Consider the following 12,293-nt stretch of genomic DNA (forward strand, 5'->3'; position numbering starts at 1 on the left):
TATTAATTAAAAATAGATGGCAAGAGAAAGATTAGAGATATTATATGAGGACAATCATATCATTGCGATAAACAAGCGATGTGGTGATATTGTACAAGGCGATCAAACAGGAGATGAGCCTTTAAGTGAAAAAGTAAAGGCTTACATCAAAAGAAAATACAATAAACCAGGAGATGTTTACCTTGGAGTACCTCATAGAATTGACAGACCTGTAAGCGGTGTTGTTATTTTTGCTAAAACCAGCAAAGCATTGACACGTTTGAATAAAATGTTTCAGCAAAAGGCTGATCAAATCGATAAGATTTACTGGGCAATTGTTCAAAATTGTCCGAGAGTGGAAGAGGAAACATTAAAGCACTATTTGTTAAGAAATCAGGAAAAAAATCGTACCAATGTATTCGATAAAGAGAAGAAAGGTGCGAAAGAGGCAATACTTGATTACAAATTGTTGACTCGCTCTCAGAAGTATTTCTTATTGGAGGTGAAGCTTCATACAGGTCGCCATCATCAAATTAGAGCTCAGCTTTCAAAAGTTGGAATGCCAATTCGCGGCGATTTGAAATATGGTGCTCCTCGTTCTAAAAATGGTGGAGGTATTGGTCTTCATGCCAGAGAAATTGGTTTTATCCATCCGGTAAAACAAGAGCCAATTAGAATTAAAGCTCCAGTTCCACAAGATGATAATTTGTGGAGAGAACTTGAAAAATTAGCAGATTAAATACTAAAAACGGAAGCCATTGGCTTCCGTTTTTTATTCGTTTAGCATTTCTTTATCAAAGAAAAGCGGTAACAATTGCTTAATGCTTTCTACAATTCTGATTTTATTTTCACCACAAAGAATTACTCTAATTGGCTGATTGTATCTGTCTTCGGTTTCTAACAAAACTTGACGACACGAACCACATGGAGGAACCGGAGTTTCCAGAAAGCTACCATTCGTTCTTGAGGTAATGGCAATGGCTTTAACTGGTACATCTGGATATTTGGCATTGGCATAAAAAACCGCTACACGTTCTGCACATAAGCCCGATGGATAAGCAGAGTTTTCCTGATTGTTACCTTGTACAATTTCACCATTATCCAACAATAAAGCTGCACCAACATTAAACTTTGAATAAGGAGCATAGGAGCGATGAGCCGCATCTTTAGCTTGATTAACCAATGCTTGATCTTCTTTTGAAAGTTCGTCTATCGAATCGTATTCGTAAACTGTTGTTATAATTTGTGTTTTCTTCATTTTATAGCCATTAGTAAGCAGTATTAAGTAATTGGTTATATACTAACTACTCGTACTCATAAATATACAATAGTTTCGATAATATTTACTAAAACATCATCGTTAGCTTATCAACGGAATATCTTGTGAATAAAAATTGATACAGAAATATCAATGGATAACAGGATTGTTATATTTTTATGGTTGTTTTTGAAATCGGAACGAAGATATACATAAATTTTGATTTCTCATTTATTATCGCTTTCACTTTAAATTTGATGAAGAAAATTATCCTATACACACTGCTTGTACTTGCCACATGTTCAAGCGTATTCGCAAAAAATTATACCAGAAAAGAATACATTCAAAAATATAAGGATTTGGCCATCCGAGAGATGGAACGCACAGGTATTCCTGCTAGTATCACAATGGCTCAAGGAATATTAGAGTCGCAAAATGGAAATTCTGATTTGGCTCGCAAGGCCAATAATCACTTTGGAATTAAGTGTCATGATTGGGTTGGACCGAGTATGAAATTCGATGATGATAAAAAAAATGAGTGCTTTAGAAAATATACCAACCCATACGATTCTTACAAAGACCATTCAAAGTTTTTGACAACTCGTTCTCGTTATGCCTTTTTGTTTAAATACCGATCGGATGACTACAAACGTTGGGCTCACGGATTAAAAAAAGCAGGTTATGCTACCGATCCTAAATATGCACACAAGTTGATAAATATTATCGAAGCTGAATACCTGTTTAAATTGGATAGAAAAGGTGCGGGCAAAGATTTTATTGTAACCAAACCTGATGACACTGAATTGGCAGATATTGATGGTGATTTAAGCATTGATCCGTTTGGAGCACGATTGGAAGTTGCCAACGGTATTCATTATATCGTAACTAAAAAAGGCGATACTTTCTACAGTATTGAAAAGAATTTGGGAGTAGAACGTAAAAAGCTACTTCGTTATAACGACCTTCCTAGAAATTACATTTTACAGGTTGATCAAAGATTATATCTTCATAATAAGAGAAATAAAGCTGCCCGAGGCTATAATTTCCATCGCGTTAACGAAGGTGAATCATTGTATGATATTTCGCAGCAGTATGGTGTGAAATTAAAGAGACTTTGCAAGTACAATGGAGTGAAGAAAAATTATGAAGTACAGACAGGTGAGCGTATTTGGTTGCGCAAAAAGAAAAGATAGTCAATAACAAAAAGTAATAGGTGTAAAATCCGGTTCTTAAGAACCGGATTTTTTTGTAGAGCTATTTTTTCGAATAGATCAGACTCCCACCTATTGTGAGTGCAGCCGATATAATCATGATGTTTTTGATGACATATTGGCCTTCGAGAGTAGGAAGTAAAATATTTCCTCCTTGAAATGTGACTTCAGGAAGCATAAATAAGGGCATAAAGGTTCCTGTCATCTGAAGGAATAATAATCCTATGGCTATGCGTGTACTTCTTTTAAACAAGAAGAAAACTCCTATCAATACTTCCCACCATCCAATAATATCAACCCAAGTTTCAGCATCAAACAATGGCATCCAGCTAACTGTTGATTTTACCAATGGTATGGCAGCTGATAGTCCTATTGGCTTTAATATTCCAAACCAGACAAATATTACAGCAAAAGATATTCTAATTGCCGGTATCGATAATTTTTGCATGTGCCTGGCAATTTTAAGATCCAGTTCTTTAAATTCTATATTCATGATCATCTTAATTTAGTTAACGAAAAAGTCAGATATTACTATTACTGGCAATAAAAGACTTGTAAGTCTTAAATGTATATTTTTTTCTATTTCTTATCTATGTTGGAGAACAGGTGAAGGGAAGGATGCTATTGCTTAAGTGAAAGAAACAATTGTTGGGTTAGATAAGCATGTTTTGGTTAGGAAATTAACTGAGAATCACATAAATTCAGGATTCATAATAAAACATACATGTTGTAGTGACTACCTTCAACCAAATAGCACTTCAACTCATCCTAAAACCAATCATATGAATACTTTCAAATGTGGCCTAAAGCGGATGTTTGTAGTTTTGGCATTAATAGGCTTAATTCTACCAACTCAATCTGTTTTGGCAAAGAAAAAGACAAACGAACCAACAAAAGATTCCTTAATCAATTCAAGTTTAGTTAGCGGATTAAAATTTAGGGGAATTGGTCCTGCGACTACTTCGGGGCGAATTTCGGATTTTGCAGTTAATCCGAATAAGCATAGTGAATACTATGTGGCAGTTTCGAGTGGAAATATTTTCAAAACCATTAACAACGGTACCACTTGGGAACCTGTTTTCGATAAGTATGGATCTTACTCGATTGGAGTAGTAACAATGGACCCGAATAACAGCAATGTGGTATGGGCTGGTACAGGTGAGAACAACCACCAGCGAGCTTTGGGTTATGGCGATGGCGTATATAAAACCATGGATGGCGGAAAGAGTTGGAAAAATATGGGTTTGAAAGATTCGCGTCATATTGGAGGAATTGTAATCGATCCTCGTAACTCAGATATTGTATTTGTAGCAGCGGAAGGTTCGGCTTGGGGACCTGGAGGTGATCGTGGCTTGTACAAAACTACCGATGGTGGTAAGAACTGGAAAAAAGTTCTTAATATCAGTGAGAACACGGGGGTAAACAATGTAATCATCGATCCTGTAGATCCTGATGTGATGTACGCAACATCAGAACAGAGACGTCGTCATGTTTATGCAAAAATTAATGGAGGACCAGAATCAGCCATATACAAATCAACAGATGGAGGGGAAAATTGGCGCAAACTAAAGTCGGGATTGCCTACGGGACATATTGGAGGAATGGGCATTGCTGTGTCTCCGGTAAATCACAACTATGTTTATGCAATTATTGAGGCTGCTACAGGAAGTGGTTTCTATCGCTCTACAGATAGAGGTGAATCATGGTCTAAAATGAGTGATCATGCAAGTAGTGGACAATATTACAATGAAATTTACTGCGATCCGGTAGATGTTGATAAAGTATACTCGGTTGAAACTTTTAGTCATTATACTGAAGATGGTGGTAAGACCTGGAAACGACTTGGTTTGAAAAATCGCCATGTTGATGATCATGCACTTTGGATTGATCCTTGCGATACCAAACATTTCATGATCGGTGGCGATGGAGGTATCTACGAAAGTTATGATGCGGGTGAAACTTATGTATTTAAGTCGAATTTATCGGTAACCCAGTTTTATAGAGTTCAAGTAGATAATGCGCTACCTTTTTACAATGTATACGGTGGAACTCAAGACAATAATACACTTGGAGGACCGTCTCAAAATATTAGCCGAAAAGGAGTAACCAACGACGAATGGGAACCAATTCTTGGAGGAGATGGTTTCTGGGCCCAAATCGATTCAAAGGATCCGAATATTGTTTATTGTGAATACCAGTATGGTAACTCGTTTCGATACGATAAACAAAGTGGAGAAAGAATTAGCATTAAACCTCGCGAAAGAAAAGGCGAGAAGGCATACAAATGGAATTGGAATGCCCCTATGATTTTATCGGCACACAAACATACTCGATTGTACGTTGCTGCCAATAAGGTATTCCGCAGCGATGATCGTGGAAATTCATGGGAAGTGATCAGTGATGATTTAACAACAGGTAAAGATCGAGATTCGTTTAAAGTAATGGGAAAATATTGGAGTGCCGATGCCGTAAAAAAACATGTTTCTACCTCGCAGTTTGGAACCATTGTTTCTATAGCAGAATCTCCAAAGAATGAGAATCTATTATACGTAGGAACCGACGATGGATTAATTCAGGTAAGTGAACAAGGTGGAAATGCATGGATGAAACATGCTACATTCCCTGGAATTCCTCAATACACTTACGTGAGTGATATACTGCCTTCGAAACACGATGAGAATGTTGTTTATGCATCTTTTGATAACAGAAAAAGAGATGATTTTAAACCATACATTTTAAAAAGTACTGATAAGGGGAAAACTTGGGCCAATATTGCTGGTAATTTGCCAGAAAATGGGACGGTGCATACCATCGAGCAAGATTTTAAAGATCCGAATTTACTGTTTGTGGGAACTGAGTTTGGAATCTTTTTTACTAAAAATGATGGTAAGAATTGGATACAATTAAAAGCTGGCATTCCAACCATTGCAGTGCGCGATTTAACCATTCAGGAACGTGAATGCGATTTGGTGGCGGCAAGCTTTGGTCGTGGCTTCTTTATTTTAGATGATTATTCTCCATTGAGATCAGTAGATTTAGAATTGATTGAAAAGGAAGCTGAATTATTCCCTATAAAAGATGCTTTAATGTACATTCAGAAAGGCGGAAAAGGAAGTATGGGGCATACTTATTTTACAGCTCCTAACCCGGCCTTTGGTGCTACATTTACTTACTACCTAAAGGAAGTGCCAACAACAGCAAAGCAAGCTCGTCAGAAGAAAGAAAAAGAGTTGTTTGAGAAAGGTGAATTTATTCCTCAGCCAAGTTGGAAAGAGTTGGAAGATGAGAAGAAAGAAATTGCACCTTACCTATTGTTCACCATTAAGGATATGGATGGTGAAGAAATAAGTAAGATTAGTACAAGTGCAAAAAAAGGAATTAATCGCGTGAATTGGGACTTAAAATTTCCTTCGGTTTCACCAGTTAAAGACAAAGAGTTTAAGCCTACTAATAAAGCCAGATCGGGCATGTTTGTAATGCCAGGCAACTATCAGCTTGAAATGGGAATGGTAACCAATGGGAAATACGAAATGTTGGCAGAAGGCATGAAATTTAAAGCAGTTACTTTAAACAATAGAACATTGCCAGCCGAGAACCGAGAAGAATTGGTGCAATTTCAGCAAAAAGTGGCACGTATGTTAAAGGCGATTCAGGGCAGTATGCAATTGGTAGAATCTTATAAAGCCAAAATAGCTGCCATAAAAACTGCGCTGGTACAAACTCCAGGCATTGATGCGAATGTATCCGTAAAAGTTGAGGAATTATCAGCCGAGTTAAATGAAATTGAATTCTTGTTCGAAGGTGTTCCGGCAAGAGCAAGCTGGGAGGAAATACCTCCGGCACAGATTCCAATTTCAAATAGAATCAACAATATTGTTGGCACCCATTGGGCAAGTACTTCAGGAGTTACGCAAACTCAGAAAGATCAGTTCGAGATATTGAAAGAGGAGTTCCCTGCAGCATTGAAGAGCTTGCAGAAATTGGCTGATGATATGAAGTGGGTGGAAGCTGAATTGGAAAAACAAGGTGCTCCTTGGACACCAGGACGAATTCCAACTTACACAGTAGAGTGAAACTTAACAAGAGATTATAGAAATTGAAATACAGTTGTTTTTAATGTAGAGACAAGGCAACGCCTTGTCTCTTTTTATTGAATATTCATTTGTACAAAATCAATTAAAATTGTGTAATTTTTGGCATTATTTTAGTGACAAAATTAACCATGAATAATTTAACGATAAACTAATCTGTAATCAATATAATTGAATCATGAAAAAAGTAATCTTCTATTGTTTGGGAGTGGTATTGATGGCATCCTGTCAGATGACACAAACCATTGTTTCTCCACCTGCCAATGTAAATGTTCCGAAAAATGCACTTTTTATTTCTCAATCGGGAACCGAACATGCAATAATGCAAACCATTATCGATTTGGATAATAATGAAATGGTAGTACTTACCTACAATTATGCAAATATTGCAAATGTAACGCGAACTGGAATATATTTAAATCCGAATGATTATCGAAATATGAAAATTGTGGGAACCGATGCACCATACTCCAAGGAGGAAGAGGAAAAGAAACCTGACCACCCAAATGATACTAAAGAGAAATAGAAGTTAAAGCCATAGAAAAAGGGATAAGTCAATTGCGGCTTATCCCTTTTGTATTTTGGGTAGAGACAAGGCACTGCCTTGTCTCTACTTTTATTAATACTTGATATTAAATCATTCTCCAAGCTGATCTTTGGTTCTGCTTAAAAGGAAGGAATCGGCCAGTTGAATTGCAGTAATAATAAACAATACAAAGGCAATTGGATATTTAAATTGAATGACGAAATCAAGAAGAATGCTTGCCTCTTTCAGTTCAAAGTAGAACAAGAAAGCAACGGTAAAGGCCATAATCACAAATAAGCCTAGCGACATCATCAGGTGGCGCAATAAGGCCTCTTTAATTGATTTTCGCTTCTCCACTTTTTCCACCACATTATCAGCAAAATCAACTGGAATATTTAGCTCGAAATCATCCTCCAAAATTTCCTTTAGCAATTGATCCACATTTTGGAACTCTTCCTCAGTATGTTTTCCCCTGTAGCTATGCATATCAATTAGTATTTAATTTGTACCAACTCACTTTTCTCTATCAATTCTTTCAACATTTTCCTTGCTCTGAAAATGTAATTTTTTACCGTTCCAACGGGTAAGCCCGTAATTTCAACAATTTCCTTATAGCCCATCTCTTCCAGGTGATACAAACTTAAAACAGTTTTGTACTGCGTGGGCAATTTATCAATCATTTTTCGAAGGTGAAATTTTAATTCATTCGATTCTGCAATTTTTTGCGGATGTTCCTCCGTTATCATATCCGAATGTAAAAAATCTTGTTCATTGTCATCAATATTGGTATTGGGCTTTCGTTTTTTCAAATGATTAATGGTAACCCGGTAAGCAATGGTTGCAATCCATGTTGAAAGCTTCGAATCACCTCGAAATTCTGGCAGTTTCTGATGCACTTTAATAAATACCTCCTGGCAGATGTCCTCCAAATCCTCCTGCTGGTTAAGCAAACGTGCCGCAACATGAAATACAAGGCGCTCGTATTGCTTTACCAAAAACCGAAAGGCCTGTGGACTGCCGTTATTTATCTGATTTATCAGCTCTGTTTCCTTCATCTTCTGTTGCAGTAGACAGGCAAGGTAAGAAATAGGTTGCAGAAAATTTTAATGTTTTTTGAAGAGCTCTTTCTGGAGCTAATTTTAGACGTATTAATTTGCATGATTTTAATGGGACAAAGAATTAACTATACAATCGTTTAATTTTTAAAATCTCCCTTAAAAAGGGAAACGTCTATAAAGAAATGTAAGGATTTTAATTGATGATAGAGTGCACTTATATTTGTGTATATGGTTTAGCCATCAGGAGAAGGGGCTAGGGGATGAGGTAAAAAAAATCAAAAAAATTATTCAAGCTGCAACCTTTTTAAAACCATCATGGTCTACTAGGCAAAACAGATTGAAAAACTTAAAATTTGAAATATGAATATTGGTGAATTATTAATGGCTGCAGTGGTGTTTTTCGCGATCATCACATTTGTAAAAATATTGTCTTCACATTTTCTAAAAAGAAAAATTATTAAAACTGGTCATTTCGACCGAGCAGAGATTTTAGATCAAAACACTGAGATAGAAGTGAAAAAACAAGTGCAATACGATCAGTATCCAGCCTTAAAGTGGGGATTGGTAGCATTTTTTGGCGGACTTGGATTCATCGTATTAGAGTTGCTGGGAGCTTATAATCCTGAGTTTAAAAGTTACAGAAGTGCAATGCCTTTCGGAATTTTCTTTGTATTTACTTCCATTGGTTTCTTGTTGTACTATGTGATCATGAGCAAAAAAGCGAAATAGTAAAATAGAAATATCCCAATAAAACGAGGCTGTTCAATTCATTTTGAGCAGCCTCGTTTTGTTTGTAATATTTAGTAAAATAAAAACCGCTACAATCCAGTATTTGCCGATCGGAGTAAGATGTTAAGGCGTCGGAGTAGGTATTTACCCCTTCGGAGTAAGCCAAATTGGCATCGGAGTAAGTCTTTACTCCTTCGGAGTAGGCCAAAATGGCATCGGAGTAAGCGATTTACCCATCGGATTTAAGAATATTGGTATCTGAGTTAACTCACCTTCAATTCGATTTAACCAAAGCCCTAAAAATATTGACTCGGAATGCAAAATATTCATTATGTCTGTAAATTATGAAAGTGATATTGCTAAATTTGCGCCTCAAACAAATAAAATGAACATGCGAAATAAAATTTTATTATTAACTATTTTGATAATAGGGATCTGTCAGTCTGTGATGGCTGCTAACGAAAATGTTTTAATAGAAAGGTGGAAAAAATATATAGAGACTACATCAATGGATGAAGCCAGAAGTTTTATTGATCCTATTGATTTTTCAAGCATATATAACTTTGTTAAACCTGGTTCAAACATTGTTAAGGAAATGAGTGCGGTTTCGCAGGAAATTTATGGGAATTCGGGGCGTATATTTTTTAAAATATATGGTTTTAAGATCTGGATCGCATTTAAAAAAATTAACAATAACTGGGTGATGACAATGGATGAAAATGAGCTGCTTGAAGTATTAACATCTAGCTGGATTAAAACAAAAATTAAAAATGTTACCTATGTGAGCAGTTCACCATTAAAAGAGGAAACACTTAAAGAGGCTGAAAAATTTGCTTTAGAGAATGAAAGACTGAGCAAAGAATTTGGGATAGATTTGGATAATTTTAAATATTACTATGCATTAGTTGGGGACGAAGCTGAAAATATTGTTAGCGAATTTGAAAAAGGAGCTGGTAAGGCTCGTTATAGAGCAATTAAAGCGGTTGAAACCGTTAATCATGTTCACGAGTTGGTTCATATTTATGCCTTTGAATTTGGGAATGGAAATACGTTTATTGATGAAGGTGTTGCCACTGCTTTGGGAAATGGTAATTTGATTAAAAAATCGGTAACCGCCCAAAATGTTTTAGAGATGATAAAAAATGATGGTTTCGAAAAATATTTGGATCCTCCTGTTTTTGTTGAAGCAAATATGAAACGAAAAGATGTGTATGCGCTAGCTCAGTTGACTATGATTTATTGGAAAGAAAAATTTGGGATGGAGCAAATCAAACAATTGCTAAAAGTTCAGAAAAATACACAAATTAACCTCGTTGAATATATTGAGGAGAATTTTGAGAAATGCGAACATACAAATTTGGCTCTAAGAAAAATTCTTAATGAACGCATCGAAAGTCAAATGAAAAATTAATCGGTAAGATTAAAAATAACTAACAGAGGCCTTTCAAAAAGTAAAGTTTGCAGTATTTGATTTGTATTTCAGTTTCATCCTTACCTTAAAGGAAATTTAAGGGGAGGAATTCGTTGATTGTGCAGATATTACTTTTTGAAAGGCCTCTGTTAGAATATAGTTTACAAGTTGTTGTAAGTTAGAAACAATACTTATTTTCCTCGATTAATTTTTTGGCAATCAATCTGCGTTCTTCTTTGCTGTTTAGGCCACTGTGTTTGGTAAAGCGTTTCAAACCCAGAAGCATCATGCGCAATTCGTCGCCCGATGAAATGCTATTGGCAGCATCTTTTGCATTTTTATGAATGCGATCGGCGGCATCGTAAAAGAAGACCTTACACATGGCAATTTGTTCCTTGCAGACTTCTTCTCCTTTGTTTTCTAGCAACTTTTTAACGCGCAGCAATAAAGATTCTGCTTGATAACAATCGTTAATGATATCTGAGATATTCATCAGGATTTCCTGCTCCTTACTTAGCTTTTGCATGAACTTTTGTGCAGCTGCACCAGCTACCAGTAAAGCTGCTTTTTTAAAGCCTTTTATCAATTTTGTTTCAGTGGCAAGCAGGCTGGTATCTTCTTCTCCAAAATCAGGAATAGACATTAACTCCTTGGCCACCGATTGAGAAGCAGCCAACAATGGTAATTCATTTTTAAAAGCTTTACGCAATAGATAATCTACCACCAACATGCGGTTAATTTCGTTGGTTCCCTCAAAAATTCTGTTGATACGAGCATCGCGATAGGCTCGTTCCATTGGTGCTTCGGCAGAGTATCCCATACCACCATAAATCTGCACACCTTCATCCACCACATAATCCAAAGCTTCGGATGCAGCAACCTTTAAAATGGCAGCTTCGGCAGCAAACTCCTTCTGAGCCAGAACAGATGCTTGTTCCTTACTCATGCCTTCTTCTATCAAATGATGCTTGGTGTTCTGAATGTCGTTACTGCAACGATAAATGGCTGATTCGATAGCATAGGTTCGAATGGCTTGCTCAGCAATTTTGTACTGGATAGCCCCAAAATTAGCAATCTCGGTACCAAACTGAATGCGTTCGTTGGCATAGTTGATGGAATTGGAGATTACCTTTTTTCCAGCACCTAAAACAGCCGCAGCCAATTTAATTCTTCCATTGTTCAGAATGTTCAAAGCCATCTTAAAACCTTCACCTCTTTCTCCCAGAAGGTTTTCAACAGGAATTTCACAATTTTCGAAGAACATCATGCAGGTTGAAGAACCTTTAATCCCCATTTTCTTTTCTTCCTGTCCTAAACTGATTCCTGGAAAGTCTTTTTCTACAATGAAAGCACTTAAGTTTTTGTCATCATCAATCTTGGCGAACACTGTGTAAATATCGGCAAAACCACCATTGGTAATCCACATCTTTTGTCCGTTCAAAATGTATTTCGAACCATCTTCCGAAAGTTTTACCTTACTTTTTCCTGAATTGGCATCCGATCCTGCACCTGGCTCCGTCAAACAATAAGCTCCTTTGTATTCGCCACTGGCAAGCATTGGCAAATATTTTTCTTTTTGTTCTTGTGTTCCATAGTAGAGGATAGGAAGCGTTCCAATTCCCACATGAGCCGCATAAGCCACGGCAAAAGAGCTGTAGGTTCCCATTACCTCAGTACTTAGCATGGATGTATTCATGTCTTGACCAAATCCACCATACTCTTCTGGAATTGCGATTCCCAATAGTCCCAATTCACCTGCTTTATCAAGTAAATTGGTCATTAAGCCTTCTTCCTGTTTATCAATTCTATCTTGCATTGGAAATATTTCTTTTTCCTGAAAATCCCTACAAGTTTCCATGATCATTTTTTGCTCTTCCGATATCTCTTCCGGAATAAAAATATCTTGTGGCATGGTTTCTTTTACCAGAAACTGACCGCCTTTTACAGTTTTTATCTTTTCCATAGGGCAATAAATTATGAGTTATGAATTATAAATGGTCTTACCTCCATTTTTTATTACTCCCCTTTAG

At 36.5% G+C, this 12,293-nt stretch carries 11 protein-coding genes; 6 read left to right on the forward strand and 5 right to left on the reverse strand.

What is annotated here, in order from left to right:
* The first annotated feature begins 16 nt into the window (after positions 1–16).
* The gene (locus tag JCM15579_RS01260) at positions 17–718 is read left to right on the forward strand and encodes an RluA family pseudouridine synthase (protein ID WP_054714580.1); all 702 of its coding nucleotides are present in this window, start codon (positions 17–19) and stop codon (positions 716–718) included.
* 33 nt (positions 719–751) lie between these two features.
* On the opposite strand, the gene JCM15579_RS01265 is transcribed toward JCM15579_RS01260, so the two are convergent.
* On the reverse strand, positions 752–1,237 hold the full coding sequence (locus JCM15579_RS01265) for a cytidine deaminase (RefSeq protein WP_054714583.1): 486 nt from the start codon (positions 1,235–1,237) through the stop codon (positions 752–754).
* Positions 1,238–1,494: 257 nt separating this feature from the next.
* Here JCM15579_RS01265 and JCM15579_RS01270 point away from each other — a divergent pair, with 257 nt between their 5' ends.
* The gene (locus tag JCM15579_RS01270; protein ID WP_054714935.1) at positions 1,495–2,430 is read left to right on the forward strand and encodes a glucosaminidase domain-containing protein; all 936 of its coding nucleotides are present in this window, start codon (positions 1,495–1,497) and stop codon (positions 2,428–2,430) included.
* 61 nt (positions 2,431–2,491) lie between these two features.
* Here JCM15579_RS01270 and JCM15579_RS01275 read toward each other — a convergent pair whose 3' ends face one another.
* Positions 2,492–2,941, reverse strand: coding sequence for a hypothetical protein (locus JCM15579_RS01275; protein ID WP_054714586.1), 450 nt, complete (start codon positions 2,939–2,941; stop codon positions 2,492–2,494).
* Positions 2,942–3,230: 289 nt separating this feature from the next.
* Here JCM15579_RS01275 and JCM15579_RS01280 point away from each other — a divergent pair, with 289 nt between their 5' ends.
* Entirely contained in the window at positions 3,231–6,521 is a 3,291-nt protein-coding gene (locus JCM15579_RS01280) for a WD40/YVTN/BNR-like repeat-containing protein (RefSeq protein WP_054714589.1), read from the forward strand.
* A 196-nt stretch (positions 6,522–6,717) separates the two neighbouring features.
* Complete coding sequence (locus JCM15579_RS01285; RefSeq protein WP_054714592.1) at positions 6,718–7,065, forward strand: hypothetical protein; 348 nt, start codon at positions 6,718–6,720, stop codon at positions 7,063–7,065.
* Between the two features lie 111 nt (positions 7,066–7,176).
* On the opposite strand, the gene JCM15579_RS01290 is transcribed toward JCM15579_RS01285, so the two are convergent.
* Both JCM15579_RS01290 and JCM15579_RS01295 read right to left on the reverse strand, forming a co-directional pair.
* Positions 7,177–7,551, reverse strand: coding sequence for a hypothetical protein (locus JCM15579_RS01290; RefSeq protein WP_054714595.1), 375 nt, complete (start codon positions 7,549–7,551; stop codon positions 7,177–7,179).
* Positions 7,552–7,556: 5 nt separating this feature from the next.
* A complete protein-coding gene (locus JCM15579_RS01295; protein WP_054714598.1) occupies positions 7,557–8,120 on the reverse strand; it encodes an RNA polymerase sigma factor in 564 nt (187 codons plus the stop codon).
* A gap of 363 nt (positions 8,121–8,483) precedes the next feature.
* Here JCM15579_RS01295 and JCM15579_RS01300 point away from each other — a divergent pair, with 363 nt between their 5' ends.
* A complete protein-coding gene (locus JCM15579_RS01300) occupies positions 8,484–8,852 on the forward strand; it encodes a DUF6249 domain-containing protein (RefSeq protein ID WP_054714601.1) in 369 nt (122 codons plus the stop codon).
* Positions 8,853–9,243: 391 nt separating this feature from the next.
* Entirely contained in the window at positions 9,244–10,263 is a 1,020-nt protein-coding gene (locus tag JCM15579_RS01305) for a hypothetical protein (RefSeq protein ID WP_157471256.1), read from the forward strand.
* A 178-nt stretch (positions 10,264–10,441) separates the two neighbouring features.
* Here JCM15579_RS01305 and JCM15579_RS01310 read toward each other — a convergent pair whose 3' ends face one another.
* Complete coding sequence (locus JCM15579_RS01310) at positions 10,442–12,226, reverse strand: acyl-CoA dehydrogenase FadE (protein WP_054714607.1); 1,785 nt, start codon at positions 12,224–12,226, stop codon at positions 10,442–10,444.
* Positions 12,227–12,293: the final 67 nt, after the last annotated feature.

The organism is Marinifilum fragile JCM 15579 (assembly GCF_001310955.1).
Classification (GTDB): Bacteria; Bacteroidota; Bacteroidia; order Bacteroidales; family Marinifilaceae; genus Marinifilum; species Marinifilum fragile.